This window comes from Petrimonas mucosa (assembly GCF_900095795.1).
In the GTDB taxonomy this organism is placed as follows: domain Bacteria; phylum Bacteroidota; class Bacteroidia; order Bacteroidales; family Dysgonomonadaceae; genus Petrimonas; species Petrimonas mucosa.
Map to the genome: position 1 here is coordinate 713,897 of NZ_LT608328.1, position 16,081 is coordinate 729,977.

13 protein-coding genes are annotated in these 16,081 nt (G+C 51.1%); 6 read left to right on the top strand and 7 right to left on the bottom strand.

The window, feature by feature from the left end:
• The first annotated feature begins 148 nt into the window (after positions 1-148).
• Entirely contained in the window at positions 149-1,498 is a 1,350-nt protein-coding gene (locus ING2E5A_RS02825; protein WP_154670013.1) for a sigma-54-dependent transcriptional regulator, read from the top strand.
• 2 nt (positions 1,499-1,500) lie between these two features.
• On the opposite strand, the gene ING2E5A_RS02830 is transcribed toward ING2E5A_RS02825, so the two are convergent.
• The gene (locus tag ING2E5A_RS02830) at positions 1,501-3,933 is read right to left on the bottom strand and encodes an ATP-binding response regulator (protein WP_143102494.1); all 2,433 of its coding nucleotides are present in this window, start codon (positions 3,931-3,933) and stop codon (positions 1,501-1,503) included.
• A 275-nt stretch (positions 3,934-4,208) separates the two neighbouring features.
• On the opposite strand from ING2E5A_RS02830, the gene ING2E5A_RS02835 reads away from it, so the two are divergent.
• Positions 4,209-4,583 (top strand): hypothetical protein, encoded by a 375-nt coding sequence (locus ING2E5A_RS02835; protein ID WP_143102493.1) that lies wholly within the window; start codon positions 4,209-4,211, stop codon positions 4,581-4,583.
• A gap of 107 nt (positions 4,584-4,690) precedes the next feature.
• Here ING2E5A_RS02835 and ING2E5A_RS02840 read toward each other — a convergent pair whose 3' ends face one another.
• From ING2E5A_RS02840 to ING2E5A_RS02860, 5 genes are read right to left on the bottom strand one after another with little or no spacing between them, the layout of a single operon-like run.
• Positions 4,691-5,449, bottom strand: a complete 759-nt coding sequence (locus ING2E5A_RS02840; protein ID WP_071136101.1) for a shikimate dehydrogenase family protein — start codon at positions 5,447-5,449, stop codon at positions 4,691-4,693.
• Complete coding sequence (gene ubiE, locus ING2E5A_RS02845; RefSeq protein WP_071136102.1) at positions 5,449-6,186, bottom strand: bifunctional demethylmenaquinone methyltransferase/2-methoxy-6-polyprenyl-1,4-benzoquinol methylase UbiE; 738 nt, start codon at positions 6,184-6,186, stop codon at positions 5,449-5,451. The genes ING2E5A_RS02840 and ubiE overlap by 1 nt, the downstream gene beginning before the upstream one ends.
• 27 nt (positions 6,187-6,213) lie before the next feature.
• Positions 6,214-7,158, bottom strand: a complete 945-nt coding sequence (locus ING2E5A_RS02850; RefSeq protein WP_071136103.1) for a phosphoribosylaminoimidazolesuccinocarboxamide synthase — start codon at positions 7,156-7,158, stop codon at positions 6,214-6,216.
• Positions 7,159-7,187: 29 nt separating this feature from the next.
• Positions 7,188-8,153, bottom strand: coding sequence for a PhoH family protein (locus tag ING2E5A_RS02855; protein WP_071136104.1), 966 nt, complete (start codon positions 8,151-8,153; stop codon positions 7,188-7,190).
• The gene (locus ING2E5A_RS02860) at positions 8,150-10,078 is read right to left on the bottom strand and encodes an amidophosphoribosyltransferase (protein ID WP_071136105.1); all 1,929 of its coding nucleotides are present in this window, start codon (positions 10,076-10,078) and stop codon (positions 8,150-8,152) included. The genes ING2E5A_RS02855 and ING2E5A_RS02860 overlap by 4 nt, the downstream gene beginning before the upstream one ends.
• 152 nt (positions 10,079-10,230) lie before the next feature.
• Between ING2E5A_RS02860 and dgt the strand changes: the two genes are divergently transcribed.
• The 4 genes from dgt (at position 10,231) to ING2E5A_RS02880 (ending at position 13,163) form a co-directional block, all read left to right on the top strand.
• Positions 10,231-11,559, top strand: a complete 1,329-nt coding sequence (dgt, locus tag ING2E5A_RS02865; RefSeq protein WP_071136106.1) for a dGTP triphosphohydrolase — start codon at positions 10,231-10,233, stop codon at positions 11,557-11,559.
• 262 nt (positions 11,560-11,821) lie between these two features.
• Complete coding sequence (locus ING2E5A_RS02870) at positions 11,822-12,220, top strand: hypothetical protein (RefSeq protein WP_071136107.1); 399 nt, start codon at positions 11,822-11,824, stop codon at positions 12,218-12,220.
• 15 nt (positions 12,221-12,235) lie between these two features.
• A complete protein-coding gene (locus ING2E5A_RS02875) occupies positions 12,236-12,799 on the top strand; it encodes a GYF domain-containing protein (RefSeq protein WP_071136108.1) in 564 nt (187 codons plus the stop codon).
• Positions 12,768-13,163, top strand: a complete 396-nt coding sequence (locus ING2E5A_RS02880) for a DUF2752 domain-containing protein (protein ID WP_071136109.1) — start codon at positions 12,768-12,770, stop codon at positions 13,161-13,163. The genes ING2E5A_RS02875 and ING2E5A_RS02880 overlap by 32 nt, the downstream gene beginning before the upstream one ends.
• Positions 13,164-13,167: 4 nt before the next feature.
• Here ING2E5A_RS02880 and uvrA read toward each other — a convergent pair whose 3' ends face one another.
• Positions 13,168-15,963: an excinuclease ABC subunit UvrA gene (gene uvrA / locus ING2E5A_RS02885; RefSeq protein ID WP_071136110.1), complete on the bottom strand. Its 2,796-nt coding sequence runs from the start codon at positions 15,961-15,963 to the stop codon at positions 13,168-13,170.
• Positions 15,964-16,081: the final 118 nt, after the last annotated feature.

Genomic DNA, 16,081 nt, shown 5'->3' on the forward strand with positions numbered 1-16,081 from the left:
AAATATACTCAATTCTTGCGTGACCGGAACCCTCCACTTGGAAAAAGCTTAATCCCTGCCTTTGTATCTGCGGTTTTTTAAAAGTAGCCGGCGGTAAAGAGCAGATAAAAAATAAAAAACTATCTTTACGAGGTCAATTCTTGCTTACGTGAATGGAAAGATTTTAATAGTTGAAGACGACATCCCTTTTGGAACCATGCTTCAGAAGTGGTTTGAGAAGAACGGCTTTTCGGCGAAGTGGTGCACGGGAATGGTATCGGCACAGGAATCCCTATCCCGTTCGGCATACGACATTGTCTTGTCGGATCTGCGCCTGCCGGACGGTGACGGCATCATGCTGCTCTCCTGGATGAACGAGAGAGATCTCTCGCTCCCGGTCATTATCATGACCGGATATGGAGAGATCCAGACAGCGGTTTCAGCGATAAAGCTGGGCGCTTTTGATTTTCTGGAAAAGCCTATCAATCCATCGATACTGGCGGAGAAGATCGAGGCTGCCCTCAGGGGCAGGAAGAGCGAAAAAAATAGTGAAAGAGGAGGCCGCCAGACGAAGAGAGGAGAGAACGGCGTCAGAAGGACCGTTGAGGGACGGAGTCCCCTCTCCACACGGATGTACTCGTTTATCAACACGGTTGCACCCACCTCGATGGCCGTAATGCTCATCGGAGAAAGCGGTACTGGAAAGGAGCATGCGGCAAGGATGATACATGACCGGAGCCTGCGTGCCAAGGCTCCTTTTGTTGCTGTCGACTGCGGAAGTCTCTCCATGGAACTGGCGCCGAGTGAACTCTTCGGGCACAAGAGAGGCGCTTTTACATCGGCCATTGAGGATCGGACCGGTTTCTTTGCGGAAGCAAACGGCGGCACGCTCTTTCTGGATGAGGTGGGAAACCTGCCGCATGGCGTTCAGGTGCAATTGCTCAGAGCACTGCAGGAGAAGAAGATCAGACCGGTAGGAACCACCTCCGATCTGGAGGTCGACGTGCGGATTATTACCGCAACCAATGAAAACCTGGAGAAAGCGATTGCATTGGGACGTTTTAGGGAAGATCTCTTTCACCGGCTCAATGAATTTATCATCGAGGTACCCCCATTAAGGGCATGTAGAGAAGATATTCCACTATATGTAGAACATTTTGTGGCTGAGGCAAATGTTGAACTCGACAAGCAGGTCAAACAGATCTCGGGCGAACTCCTTTCCCGTCTGGAGGCATACTCCTGGCCAGGTAACCTGCGGGAGTTGAGGAATGTCATTCGCCGTGCCGTCCTCTTCTCCAACGGGGATAGTCTCACGATGGAAAATTTGCCGCTTTTGCGGGAAAAGCCTGTTGAGCCAGATATGAGGGAGGATGTTGCATTGACCGTTTCTCCAGAAGAGGAGAAAGAAAAGATCGTGCAGGCGCTGGAGAAGGCCGGAGGGAACAAATCGAGGGCAGCCCTTCTCTTGCGTATAGACCGGAAGACACTTTACAACAAGCTCCGCAAGTATGGGCTGTAGTATCAGGAAAGGTACTCTTCCCGTATATTGTCGGCAAAGGTCCTGAGTTGCCGGATGGTTGACGAAAGCTCCTCTCTCCATGCAGGATAGGCCGTCTCTTCCTCTCCCCGGAGCGAATCCATCCTGATCAGTGCATCGCACAGATGGCGGGCGCCGAGCTGACAGACAAAAGGATGGATCTTGTGGCAAATCTCCTGGGCTTCGCGGAAGGCTGATTCCCGGATGGATACTTCGAGTCGCCCGGTGTCTCTATAGAGGGTGTTCACAAAAGAGGAGAGGATCTCCCTTATCGTCATGGCATCATCACCGAACAGTGCTTCAAGTTGAGGAAATTTCCCGTTCAAGGGGGGTGGCTCTTCCTTCATGGCTTCTCCTTCTCCCGAGAGAATGTCGACAAGCCTTTCCAGCCTGACAGGCTTTGTAATGAAACCGCTGAATCCTTCCGAACGGGCTCTTTTGCCGTTGTAATCGCCGTGGGCGCTTATCAGCCAGACCGGGATGCTGGCGTTCACTTTCCGGATTTTCTCCAGAATCTCATTTCCAGTGACGGTTGGCATCTGCATGTCGGTGAAGACAATGTTAAACAGCGACAGATGGTTGACAAATCCCTCAATGTCGCGACTGTCACTGCAGACCTTCACCTTGAATCCTCGTCGCTGCAAGAACTCCCTGATCAGATTCCCCAACGGGAGATCATCTTCGAAGAGAAGGACTTTCCGGTAGTTTTTCAGCGGCGGATGAAACCCTTTGCCGTTTTCGTCTGCCGGTGCTTCCACGGGATGAAGCGGCAGTCTTATAGTGACACAGGTCCCTTCCCCTTTTCCCGATCGAACGGTAATCTCGCCGTTCAGCAAATGGACAAGCCCCTGGGTAACATACATTCCGAAGCCGTTTCCTTCGGCCTTCAGCGGGTTTTCTATCCGGGAGAATGGCTTGAATATCTCCCGGAGATCGCTTTCATTCATCCCAATGCCGGTATCCCTAATGCTGAATACCAGTCCGTTTTCGTAGTATGAACGGATGGTTACTCCTCCTTCCACACTATATTTGACTGCATTGGAGACGACGTTGATCAATATCTGTCTGAGCACCGTATGGTCCGTTTCGATGTAGCAAGGCGGCTCAATCAGCTCTTCGAGTTCAATATCCAGTTTTTTGTTTTCCGTAAGCGGCCTGAACAGCCGGATAATCTCTTCCAGCAGTTCCGACAGGTTGAAGCGGCTGAGGTGCAACTCGCCTGCATTTCTTTCAAGCCTGGAGAATTCAAGAAGATTCATGAGCATGCTCAGGATATGTTTCCCGGAGTTAAGTGCCGACCGTAACTGTTTTTTGATACTTTCCGGGATATGCTCATCCTGCCACATCTCCATGTATCCCATCATGGAGCTGAGTGGAGTCTTGATGTCGTGCGACACGGAAAGGAGCAGCTGATGGCGGCTCTCCATCAATGATTCGGTATTTTGTTTCTCCCTGGCCAGATCGAGACGGGCCCGCTGACCCTGCTTCAGGTCGTCGGCAATAAGGAGGATAATGACCAGGATCAGCATCAGTGACAGGGAGCCAATGACAACAGCAAAGGTGAAGATTCTGAGAGTGAGCCGTTCGCTACTCTCTATGCCTTGTTGCGAAACAGCAGTAGCCTCGTTGTAGAATTGGCTCAAAAGCTGGGAGATTTGCAGGGAGATGTTCTGTTCGGCAAGGATCAGTTCACGTACCCGTTTTTCTATACCTGACAACTGGGTTGAATAGTGTTCCGAAGCAACCTGGGTGACGCTTTTCAGGTCACTGTATACGGCGGTATCTATCCTGGAGGTGAGCCGGGTTTCCTGTTCCACCCGGGTTACGCTGATGATGGTGTCGGGAACCCGGTTTGGATTGACCAGCTTTTTCAGGCGGGTCCACAACCCTTTCTTATCCTTTACCACAAGGGTGGTGTCTTCGTTGGTCGTGACCACTACCGAATCGAGAACCAGGTCATTGTATCTCTCCAGTTTCCTGTTGATCTCCCTGATCGGACTTTGTGAGCGGAACTGGAGAGTCAACTGGTTGACAATCCTCCTCTTTTCGTTCAGCAACGAATCCATGCTCTCCAGGTAGAGCTCCCGGTCACGCTGCGATGCCAGCTGTTTCAGCCGGGCTATCTGAACCGGAATGGTTGCCGAAATGGAGTCGTACTGTTGTAGAACCGTCGATTTAGGATGCATCAGGTATTGGTTTAGCACCTCCTGCGCCTGTTGAACGGAAAGCACCAGGCGGTTGCTTTGTGCCAACAGTTCGTTGGCTGAGGCAATCTCCACCTTTTGAACATCCAGATCTCTTTTCATTCTCAGGGAGTAGATGAATATCCCTGCAACGTAAAGGATGACGATCAGGAGCAGTAACCCGATCTTCACCCCGATCCGACGCTCCAGCGAGTAGTCCGCTCCTTTCTTCATGGGCTGCCAGTTTTTCTCCAAAAGTAGGGATTTTTTTTTGACAACCTGGTAATCGGGTGTGGAGATTTTCCACACTTTCCACACCTGTTCCACACATCCGGTGTAGGGTGGCGGTGCGGGTCATGTTTGTGTAATATGTTGTGTCATTGTAAAATGAGTAGGTGATGAGCAGGCGCGGGGTTTTCCTGCACGGTATTTGTCTTATAGTTGATGCTGTTTAATTAAACAGGTAAGAAGAAAAAAGGATTATCGAGAATTATTAAAAAAGGAAGATTATGAAAAAAGTTATTGTGTCGATGGCGATGGCCATATCAGGTTTATTTGCAATATCCGTAGCACAGGGTGTAGCCACGGTAACGGAGGATTCCGTCCGGGAACTCCTCCTCGAAGATGATCGGTTTACCGATATCAAATTTGAGGAGTTGAACGAAAAAGTGCAGGCTGCCGTCAATGCTTTGGGTGAGACCTATACCGTCGATTCACTCAAGTACAACGCAGAGAAGCAGGTGACGAAAGTAAAAGCGACAAGCAAGGTGGACCAGTCATCCAAGGTGTTCTATTTCAACAACGAAGGGGTGGAAATTGTCTGGGAGAAACCGGTCCTGAACATTGAAGTTGAAGAAGAGAAAGAGTTGCAGGAACTTCCCTGAGCCAATCTGGCAAACACTACACTGTCCACACGTTCCTGATTCGTTGCAAACGGCAATGGGTCAGCACAACGGCTCACCGCTTCGATACCGATCGATGCGGTGAGTTTTTACTTGCTACCCCAGATCTCCCAGGCTGCAAGTGCCTGCAACTCCAGCATCTCGGCGCCGTTCTTGACGGTGGCGCCCTGTTCCCTCCCCTTTTTTAGAAAGAGGGTCTCGGCCGGGTTGTAGACCAGGTCGTAGAGCAGGTGAGCGGGGGTAAGGAGATGGTAGGGTACTTGGGGGCACACCTCCACATCTGGAAAGGTGCCTACCGGGGAACAGTTTACAATGATCGTGTATTCGCGCAAGATCGCCTCGTCCAGTTCACCGTAGGTAAACCTGCCGGCTGCTGCCGTTCGCGATACCTCTTTCCAGCCGATATGCATCTCGTCGAAGACCGCTCTCACTGCTTTCGATGCGCCTCCCGTTCCCAGTATGAGCGCTTTCCTGTGAAGTTCCGGGCGGATCAGCGGCTCTATCGAATTCTTGAATCCGATATAGTCGGTATTATATCCGGTGAGGCGGTAGAAGTACATGTTTCTGGGCTCACGCTCAATCTTGATGGTATTTACAGCACCAATCCGTTCCGCTTCGGGTGTTATCCTGTCGAGAAAAGGGATCACCTTCTCCTTGTAGGGGATGGTGACGTTGAGTCCGTACAGGTGCTGGTTGAAGAGAATCACTTCACGTAACTGCAGGATATCTTCGATCTCGAAGTTGAGATATTCCGCATCGATGCCTTCGCGTGCGAATTTTTCAGTAAAGAACTTCGCCGAGAAGGAGTGTTTTAAGGGAAAGCCGATCAGTCCGTAGGTGCGTACCATTATTTTTCCGCGATGTAGAGTGTTGCAATTCCCAGCGTAAACCGTCTTAACCGGATGTTCCGGAAGCCGTTCTTCTTCAGGATCAGCATCATCTCCCTGCCTTGCGGAAAGGCGGCAATCGACTCGGGCAGGTAGCGATAGGCCCGCTGCTCGGTTGCCACGCTGTTGGAAAGAAGCGGCATCACATATTTCGAATAGAGGGAGAAGAGCTCCTTCATCGGGGTTTTTTCGGGCGTGGTCAGTTCGAGAAACAGGAACACCCCCCCCGGTTTGAGTACCCGCAGGATCTCGCCGAAACTTTTATCGATATTCTCGAAGTTGCGGACGCCGAAGGCGGCGGTTACTGCATCGAACGATGCTTCGGGAAAGGAGAGGGCGGCAGAATCCTGCTGTTCGAAGGTGATGGTCTGCTCCATCCCCTTCCGTTTCACCTTCTCCCTGCCAACGGCCATCATCCCGTCGGAGATGTCGATGCCTACGATCCGCTCCGGATCCAGTATCTCGTTTGCCAGGATGGCGAAGTCGCCCGTTCCGGTGGCCACGTCGAGGATCAGCCTGGGGTGGTAGGGTTTCAATGCACCGATCGACTCCCTGCGCCAGTAGTTGTCGATACCCAGCGAGAGCAACCGGTTCAGTTTGTCGTAATTGGGTGCAATCCGGTTGAACATGGCTTCCACCTGCTCCCTCTTGGATGCTTCGGTTTGGTAGGGCTGAACTTTTTCTACGTTATAGGCCATCTTGTGTCGTTTTAAAGATATGGTGTTCTATTTCGTCAGGAAATCGAGGATGTTCCGTTCAATCCGGGCCTCCAGACCGGTTGTGTCTGCCTTGACGAACTTCTCGCCGGTGATCTTTTCAAAGAGCTCGATATACCTTTCAGAAACAGTGTTGCAGTACGCTTCACTCATTTCGGGAACCTTCTCTCCTTCACGACCTTGAAATCCATTCTCCATCAGCCATTTTCTGACAAACTCCTTCGATAGCTGCTTCTGTTCCTCGCCTCTCTCGAACCGCTCTTCGTAGCCCTCGCTGTAGAAATAGCGGGAGGAGTCTGGGGTATGGATCTCGTCGATCAGGTAGATCTTGCCATCTTTTTTCCCGAATTCATATTTGGTATCGACCAGGATCAACCCTTTCTTTGCAGCCATCTCGGTACCGCGCTGAAATAGGGCGTATGTGTACTGTTCCAGCTGTTCGTAATCTTCCCGGCTGACCACTCCACGGGCAATGATCTCCTCTTTCGAGATGTTTTCGTCGTGCCCCTCATCGGCTTTGGTTGTCGGTGTAATCAGCGGCTTTTCGAATTTCTGGTTTTCACGCAACCCCTCGGGTAGCGTTACCCCGCACAGCGTTCGAGCTCCTTTCTGGTATTCACGCCATGCGCTTCCGGTGATATAGCCCCTGATGACCATCTCCACCTTGAACGGCTCGCACCGAATGCCAACGGTAACCATCGGGTCGGGCGATGCAATTTTCCAGTTGGGGACGATGTCGGCGGTTGCATCGAGAAACTTTGAGGCAATCTGATTGAGAACCTGTCCCTTATAGGGAATTCCCTTGGGCAGTACGACGTCGAATGCCGAGATCCTGTCGGTGGCAATCATCACCAGCCTGTCCTGGCCGATGCTGTATACATCACGGACCTTTCCGTGGTAAACACTGGTTTGTTCGGGGAAGTTGTAATTGGTTGTTGTAAGGGCGTTTGGCATATGCACAATATTTTTCGATGTCCGATATATTATCTCTTTTTCTCATTGCCGTATTGATGCTCCGGCACCTCCTTCTCGTATGCCTCCACAATCCGTTGAACCAGCTTGTGGCGTACGATATCTTTTTTGTTAAACTCTACCGTGGAGATCCCCTTGATCCCCTTCAGCAGGTTCATCGAGTGGGTCAGGCCCGACTGCTGGGAGGTGGGCAGGTCGATCTGCGTCACGTCGCCGGTGACGATCATCTTCCCGTTCAGTCCCAGCCGGGTAAGAAACATCTTGATCTGCTGTTTGGTGGTGTTTTGCGCCTCGTCGAGGATGATTATCGCATCGTTCAGTGTGCGTCCGCGCATAAAGGCGAGCGGTGCGATCTGGATAATCTTGTTTTCGATATACTCCTTGAGTTTCAAGGGGGGAATCATATCCTCCAGTGCATCGTAAAGGGGTTGAAGATAGGGATCGATCTTCTCCTTCATGTCGCCAGGGAGAAATCCGAGCTTTTCACCTGCTTCAACGGCAGGGCGACTGAGGATGATCTTTCTTACCTGTTTGGTTTTTAAAGCTCTTACTGCCAGCGCTATGGCTGTGTATGTCTTTCCCGAGCCGGCGGGGCCGATGGCGAAGACCAGATCATTCGTGCCGAATGCGTCCACCAGTTTCTTCTGGTTGGCTGTCCGGGCCAGGATCGGCTTGCCGTTCAACCCGTGGATGATCAGGTTGTCCTGGTTTACAACCGTTGGAGCCTTTCCCTTCACGATATCCAGGATATCCTCCTCCTTCAGCAGGTTCATTTCGATGCTGAACTTCTCCAACTCGTGCACCTTCTCTTCGAATGTGTTCAGTTCATTTTCGTCGCCGATCACTTTGATTACATTGCCGCGGGCTACGATACGAAGTTTCGGGAATAGCGTTTTCAGCAGTTGTACGTTGCTGTTGTTAATCCCGAAAAATACAACCGGATCCACATTTTCGAGGATGACGATGCGTTCTATCATTTAGTGCCGTTTGAAAAGTTCAACGAATATTGATACACCCTGTTCTCCTGCCCTTCTACATAGTTGATAAATGCATTGTTCACCAGTCTGTTGCCGCCCGGAGTGGGGTAGTTGCCCGAGAAGTACCAGTCGCCCGTATTATTGGGACACGCCTTATGCAGATCTTCGATCGACTGGAACACGATCTTCACCTCCGCCTTGATATCCTTGTCGGTCAGCATCTCGGCAATCTTGTCCGAGATCTCCTCTTCAGTAAAGGGTGCATAGATCTCTTTCACGTAATTGACCATCTCCTCCTTCTTCTTCCGGCTCTGGGCAACGCACTTCTCATATACATCCTGGATGATGTGCTGCATGCCCCGCTCTTCCAGCAGATTGATCGCCGCTTTGAATGCGATGAATTCACTCATGCGCGACATGTCGATACCGTAGCAGTCGGGATAGCGAATCTGCGGCGAAGAGGAGACAATGACTATCTTTTTTGGATCCAGCCTGTCGAGAATCTTGATAATGCTCTGTTTCAAGGTTGTTCCCCGCACGATGCTGTCGTCGATAATCACCAGCGTGTCCTTTCCCCGCTTCAACGATCCGTAAGTAATGTCGTAAACGTGGGCTGCCAGGTCGTTCCTCGATTTGCCCTGCGCGATGAATGTGCGCAGCTTGATATCCTTGATCGCCACCTTTTCCGATCGTACCCTTTTGGAGAGTATCTTCTCCACCTCCTCGGCAGTCAACTCATCCCGTTTCTCGAGCAGCTCGATCGCCTTGTTCTGATTGAAGCGCTTTTCCAACCCTTCCAGCATGCCGAAGTAGGCCACCTCGGCCGTGTTGGGGATAAACGAGAAGACGGTGTTGTCGAAATCATTCCCTATTGTCTCAACAATTTTGGGCACAAGAAGTTCGCCCAGTCTCTTCCTCTCGCGGTAGATATCGTAATCAGACCCCCGCGAGAAATAGATCCGCTCAAAGGAGCAGGGGGTTATTTTTTCTTTTGGTTCCAAGATCTGCCGGTTCATTATGGTGCCGTTCCGCTTCACGATAAAGGCTTCACCGGGCTGTAGTTCACGGATATCATCTTTTTTCAGGTTGAATGCCGTCTGGATGACGGGCCGTTCAGATGCCACCACTGCAACCTCATCGTCGTGATAGTAGAATGCCGAACGGATTCCCCACGGATCTCGCAAGGTAAAGGTGTCGCCACAGCCAATCAGTCCACAAAGGGCATACCCGCCATCCCATAACTTACTGGCCCGCTTCAGCAGAAATGGTATGTCCAGCTTCTCCTCGATAAGGCGACTAATCTCCGGGCCGCTCAATCCTGTTTTGTCGATCTTGTCATACTGGTACTGCACTTCCCGGTCGAGATAGTGGCCAAGGGTCTCCAGCATCACGAAGGTGTCGGCGTAATCGCGTGGATGCTGCCCCTCGGAGAGCAGCTGCTCGAACATCTCGTCCACGTTGGTCATGTTGAAATTTCCAGCCAGCGCCAGGTTGCGAGAAGCCCAGTTGTTGCGCCGAAGCAGCGGATGGACATAGGTGATGCCGCTTTTCCCGGTGGTGCTGTATCGCAGGTGGCCGATAAACAACTCAGCTGCAAACGGCACCGAATGTTTTACAAAGTCGATATCCTGAAGTTGTTGGGGAGTGAAATCTCTGAACGAATCGTGCACCTTCCCGAAGATCTCCGAGATGGCTCCTGACCCCTGTGCCCTCTCCCTGAAAATGAATTCGTTGCCGGGAGACGCTTCCAGCTTTACCGCACCCAGGCCTGCACCTTCCTGTCCCCGGTTGTGCTGTTTCTCCATCAGCAGATAGAGCTTGTCGAGGCCATACTGCCACGTTCCATATTTTTTTTGATAATAGTCGAGGGGTTTCAAGAGGCGGATCATGGCGATACCGCACTCGTGCTTGATGATGTCAGTCATTGATGAACCTTTCAGAAATTGAGGTACAAATTTAAGGCTATTTGAGAAAATAATGGTGCTCTTTGAAGTTAATTTTTGCTTTGGGAGTGGAGAAGCCAATGGGCTGCTAAGAAACTTTGTCTTATCTTTGCGAGAAAAGTAGGAGTTGTAAGATGAATTGGGAACGATTGTTGTCTTCGGTACGTTTCGGAATGGAGGCCTACCGATCCGAAAAAAGACACGACAGGACGGAATATCAGCGTGACTATGACCGGTTGATCTTTTCGTCGCCCTTCCGGCGATTGCAGAACAAAACACAGGTCTTTCCGCTGCCCGGGAGTGTTTTTGTGCATAACAGGCTGACACACAGTCTTGAGGTCTCTAGTGTCGGGCGCTCGCTGGGGGAGAATACCGCTCGGGCGCTCCGTAAAAGATATCCCGATTCACCGGCCCATTTCGAAGAGATGGGAGCCATTGTCTCTGCTGCCTGCCTGGCTCACGATCTGGGCAATCCCCCATTCGGACACTCGGGAGAGAAGGCGATCTCCACCTTTTTCTCAGAGGGGAGAGGATCGGTGCTGCGGGAGCAGGTGGAGCGGGAAGGGGGCAGATGGAGCGATTTTACCTGTTTCGAGGGGAATGCCAATGCTGTCCGGCTGTTGATGCATCAGTTCAAGGGGCGTCGCAAGGGCGGCTTTGCATTGACCTATTCTACCCTAGCATCCATAGTGAAGTATCCCTATTCGTCGCAGTTGAGCGGAGGTAAAAACAAGTTCGGTTTTTTTGCTTCGGAAGAGGCCGATTACCGGTCGATAGCAGATGAGCTGGGAATACCCTGCCTCAATGATGCACCGGTCAGGTATGCGCGCCACCCGCTGGTCTATCTGGTTGAGGCGGCCGATGATATCTGTTACCAGATCATGGATATTGAAGATGCCCACAAGTTGCGACTGATCTCTACCGATAAGGCGAAAGATCTTTTTCTCGATTTCTTTGAAGGGGAGAAGCGGCAACGGAGATTCGACAACCTCAATTTCGTGAGCGATCTCAACGAGCAGATCGCCTATCTGCGTTCTAGTGTTATCGGATTGCTGGTAAACGAATGTTCAGAAGCCTTTATGAAGCATGAAGAGGCGATCCTGTCGGGCGAATTCAATGGAACCTTGATAAAAAGTATCTCCGAAAACGCGCAACAGGCATACCGGCAATGTTCCGACTTTGCAGTCGCCAATATCTACTCTTCGAAAGATGTCTTGGATATTGAACTGGCCGGATACCGGATCATCGGTTTTCTGCTTGAAAAGCTCTCCGATGCCATACAGAATCCCACGCACACCTATTCCCAATTGCTACTGGGGAGGATCCCCGAGCAATATGAGCCAGAAGCGGACGATCTCTACTCCCGGATACAGGCGATCGTTGATTATGTATCGGGAATGACAGATATCTATGCGCTCGATCTCTACCGGAAGATAACCGGAATGGGATTGCCAGCAATCTGATCCGAATTGTTGACAAATTGTAAGCAAATATTCTTTATTGATTTTTTATTGAAAATATTTGGGTGTTTTTGTTTTATTTTTATAAATTTGCAACGTGGTTTTTTCATAATAGTATTAGATTTAAGGTTAACATGTTTGGCAGGGTGTCGCGAGATATCCTGCCAAAATTATTTCAGGATTCATCCACTCCCGATGTAAAATAGTAGCAAAATATTTTCTACCCTCCACAAACTTTTTTAATTTTGTTTCAAGATTTTACATTATGAAGAGCAAGCTCATCCTCTTTCCGTTGCTGATATTCCCCCTGTTGTTTATTCAATGTTCCGGTGGTGACAAGTTGCACCGGCAACTGGTGAAAATGGCTGAAAATATGAACAGTACCGCCCCGGTTCAGCTCGACAACCATACGTTGTTCCTGGGAGCTGACGTGACGGAGGAGAATCTATTTCAGTACCGGTACCGGCTGTTGAATACCGATGATCCACAATCGCTGATGGAGGCGGTTGAAGAACAGACCCGGACCAATATCAGGGAGGCATTCAGGTTGAACCCCGACCTGAGGATTTTCACGGTAAATGATGTCCGGATTGATTACATTTATACCGATTCTGTAGGAAACGTAGTGAAAACAATACATATCACGCCTGAAGATTACAAATAAAAGATTATTACCATTATGAACCGTTACTTTTACATTGACAGCGAAGGAAAACAGAAAGGCACGTTCACTCCGGAGGAGTTGAAGAGTGAAAATATCAAAAAGGAGACGCTGGTGTGGACGCAGGGAATGAGCGAATGGACACGTGCTGCGGATATACCCGAACTGAGTCTGCTGTTTGAAGAGAGTAGGGATTTCTATTCGCCGCAACCGGTGACACCGCCAGCGGTGAGGCCCGGTTACGGATCCGCCCCGTCGCCGCAACAGCCGATGCCCAAGTCCTGGCTGATCGAGTCGATCTTGGCAACCATCCTTCCGTTTCTGCTCTGCAGCTGTATCTTCAGTCTATTGGGGATTATCGGGATTGTGAATGCTTCGAAAGTGGAATCCCTTTATCTCCGCGGTGACTATGCCGGTTCGCTGGAGGCCTCCAATCAGGCGGAAAAATGGACAAAGATTGCCATGTGGATCGGGATTGCCTGGGTGATTCTCTGGATTGTTGCCGTCATCCTCATTATCGCTTTTGGTGTGTCGATGTCCGGCATAACCGATGTGTTCAGTGGATCGGGATACGAAATTTAATCCGGTTATTGGAGCTGTCGTTAGCCTGCTGCTGGCGGCAGCCGCTTTTCTGCTCTACCGTTTCGACCCGGAGGAGGCGGCGGTTTTTCCCCGCTGCCTTTTCCTGGTGGTCACCGGATATGAGTGTCCCGGGTGTGGCACGCAACGTGCGCTACATCATCTCTTTCACCTGGAACTGAGCAGTGCATTTTCGGAAAATGGGCTGATTCTCTTCCTCCTACCCTATCTGTTGCTCGGTGGTTACCTGGCCTTTTTCAACGGCAATAGACGGTTTCCCGGGTTGGCGAGACTCCTTTTCGGTAAACGGGCCGCGATCATTGTGGTTTCTCTCATCCTGCTCTATTGGGTGGCCAGGAACCTGTAGAGGATCAGCTCAGCTTCTCCTTCAGGAACCTGCCGGTGTGCGACTCCTTGCACATCGCCACCTGCTCAGGTGTTCCTTCACATACGATGTAACCGCCCGCTTTCCCCCCTTCAGGGCCAATGTCGATGATATGGTCGGCACACTTGATCACATCCATGTTGTGTTCGATGATGATGACCGTATGTCCCCGTTCGATAAGTGCATTGAACGCCTTCAGCAGCGTTTTGATGTCGTGAAAATGGAGTCCGGTGGTCGGCTCGTCAAAAATGAAGAGAGTGGGAGACGACTTCTCCTCACCCAGGTAGTAGGCCAGCTTCACCCGCTGGTTTTCTCCGCCCGACAGTGTCGATGAAGATTGCCCCAGCTTGATGTATCCGAGCCCGACGTCCTGCAGCGGTTGTAATCTTTTGGTGATCTTCTTTTCGGTGGTTCCCTTCTGTGCTCCAAAAAACTCGATGGCCTGATTGACGGTCATCTCCAGCACATCGTGGATATTGAGCCCCTTGTACTCCACATCCAGGACCTCGGCTGAAAAACGTTTGCCGTGACACGACTCGCATTCCAGACGAATATCGGCCATAAACTGCATCTCCACGGTAATGGTGCCTTCGCCTTTGCACTCGTCGCATCTGCCGCCTTCCACATTGAAGGAAAAATGTGCCGGGGTGTATCCCATCTGCTTGGCAAGCGGCTGGGAGGCGAAGAGCTTGCGGATCTCGTCGTACGCCTTGATGTAGGTAACCGGGTTGGAGCGGGTGGATCTTCCGATCGGGTTCTGGTCGACAAACTCCACCGAGCTGACCAGCTTCAGATCGCCGGAAAGGGAGTTGAATTCGGCCTGTTCCAATGCAGTCCCCTTGTAGTGGTTGTGCAAGGCGTTGCTCAGCACATCATTCACCAGCGACGATTTTCCCGAACCGCTGACACCCGTGACCACGGTCATGACATGCAGCGGGAACTTCACGTCGATATTCTTCAGGTTATTCTGCCGGGCACCCTTCACCTCGATGTAGCTGTTCCACCTCCGGCGCTGCTTCGGCACCTCGATCTTCTCTTCGCCAGTCAGGTACTTCACGGTGTAACTGTTGCTTTTTTTCTCGAGCTCGGAGAGGTTGCCCTGATACATGATCCTTCCGCCGTTTCGTCCTGCTTCGGGACCGATGTCGATGATGTAGTCGGCCGCCCGGATAATTTCCTCATCGTGTTCAACCACGACAACAGTATTGCCCAGTTGCTGCAACTGCCGCAAGACCTTGATCAGCAGGTGGGTGTCGCGCGAATGGAGTCCGATGCTCGGTTCATCCAGGATGTAGAGCGAGCCCACCAGGCTGCTGCCCAGCGATGACGCGAGGTTGATCCGCTGACTCTCACCGCCCGAAAGGGTGTTGGATAAACGGTTCAACGTCAGATATCCCAGCCCGACATCGATCAGGAAGCGGATCCGGTTGTTGATCTCGGTGAGCAGCCGTTGGGCGATGGCTGCGTCGGTCTCGTCGAGCACAAGGTCGTCGAAGAAGAGCTTCAACTCCGTGATGGGCATAAGAACCAGTTCGTTGATGCTCTTGCCTCCCATCTTCACGTATACAGCCTCCTTTTTCAACCGGGCACCCTTGCAGACGGGGCAGCTGGTCTTTCCCCGATATCGTGCCAGCATCACCCGGTACTGGATCTTGTAGAGGTTCTCCTCCAGCATCTGGAAAAAATCGTTGATCCCGTAGATACCGAGGTCGTGCCGCCCGTTCCACAAAATATCTTTCTCTTCATCGCTCAGTTCGAAGTATGGACGATGGATGGGAAAATCGGCTTTATAGGCGTTGAATACAAACTCTCTCTTCCACTCGCCCATCTTTTCTCCCTTCCAGCATTGAACGCACTCTTCCTGAACCGAAAGGCTTTTGTCGGGAATAACCAGGTTCTCGTCGATACCGATCACTTTCCCGAACCCCTCGCATTTGGGGCAGGCTCCCACGGGACTGTTGAAGTTGAACATCAGCTCCGACGGCTCTTCGAAGGTGATGCCGTCTGCCTCGAAACGGTTTGAGAAGGTGAAGCTTTCAATCCCCTCCTGAGTCCAGAACCGGATGATGCATTCGCCTCTTCCCTCGATAAAGGCCGTCTCCACCGAGTCGGAGAGCCGGTTGATGACCGACTTGTCGCCCGAACAGGATAACCGGTCGATAACCAGCAGGATATCCCGTACATCCGGCATTTTCTCCTGAGCCAGTACTTCGTCGATCCGGTAAAAGGTGTCGCCCACATCGACCCTCGAAAAACCCTCCTTCATCAGGATATCCAGTTGCTCGGGCAATGTTCTTCCGTTTCGCAACTGGATGGGTGACAGTACGGCCATCCGTGTACCTTCCCGGTACTCCAGCATCTTGGCGATCACATCGCTGACGGTATGTTTTTTCACCTCATTGCCGGAAACGGGCGAGATGGTTTTCCCTATCCGGGCATAAAGCAACCGGAGGTATTCATAAATCTCGGTGGATGTGCCAACCGTCGAACGGGGATTTCGGGTATTCACCTTCTGCTCGATGGCAATGGCAGGTGGAATTCCTTTGATAAAGTCGCACTCTGGTTTGTTCATCCGGCCGAGAAACTGGCGGGCATAGGCCGAAAGGCTCTCCACATACCTGCGTTGACCTTCGGCATATAACGTATCGAATGCCAGGGATGATTTTCCGGATCCGGAGAGACCCGTGATGACGGTGAACCTGTTCCGGGGGATAACCACATCGATGTTTTTGAGGTTGTTGACTCGCACCCCCTTGAGTTCTATCTGTTTTTCGTTGCTCATAAATTGGAATTCAACCTGCAAATATAAAGACTTTATTAGCGACAAAAAAGGGGAGTTAATCAATATTCAGAAATATTTTCCCTATTTTTGCAGATCACGAACGTTGGAAAAATCAGCA

Excerpts from the sequence above, each read along its gene's own strand:
- uvrA (WP_071136110.1), bottom strand. The coding sequence starts at position 15,963 with ATGAGCAACGAAAAACAGATAGAACTCAAGGGGGTGCGAGTCAACAAC.
- dgt (WP_071136106.1), top strand. The coding sequence starts at position 10,231 with ATGAATTGGGAACGATTGTTGTCTTCGGTACGTTTCGGAATGGAGGCC.
- ING2E5A_RS02835 (WP_143102493.1), top strand. The coding sequence starts at position 4,209 with ATGAAAAAAGTTATTGTGTCGATGGCGATGGCCATATCAGGTTTATTT.
- ING2E5A_RS02850 (WP_071136103.1), bottom strand. The coding sequence starts at position 7,158 with ATGCCAAACGCCCTTACAACAACCAATTACAACTTCCCCGAACAAACC.
- ING2E5A_RS02860 (WP_071136105.1), bottom strand. The coding sequence starts at position 10,078 with ATGACTGACATCATCAAGCACGAGTGCGGTATCGCCATGATCCGCCTC.
- ING2E5A_RS02855 (WP_071136104.1), bottom strand. The coding sequence starts at position 8,153 with ATGATAGAACGCATCGTCATCCTCGAAAATGTGGATCCGGTTGTATTT.
- ING2E5A_RS02880 (WP_071136109.1), top strand. The coding sequence starts at position 12,768 with ATGTGTTCAGTGGATCGGGATACGAAATTTAATCCGGTTATTGGAGCT.
- ubiE (WP_071136102.1), bottom strand. The coding sequence starts at position 6,186 with ATGGCCTATAACGTAGAAAAAGTTCAGCCCTACCAAACCGAAGCATCC.
- ING2E5A_RS02870 (WP_071136107.1), top strand. The coding sequence starts at position 11,822 with ATGAAGAGCAAGCTCATCCTCTTTCCGTTGCTGATATTCCCCCTGTTG.
- ING2E5A_RS02830 (WP_143102494.1), bottom strand. The coding sequence starts at position 3,933 with ATGAAGAAAGGAGCGGACTACTCGCTGGAGCGTCGGATCGGGGTGAAG.
- ING2E5A_RS02840 (WP_071136101.1), bottom strand. The coding sequence starts at position 5,449 with ATGGTACGCACCTACGGACTGATCGGCTTTCCCTTAAAACACTCCTTC.
- ING2E5A_RS02875 (WP_071136108.1), top strand. The coding sequence starts at position 12,236 with ATGAACCGTTACTTTTACATTGACAGCGAAGGAAAACAGAAAGGCACG.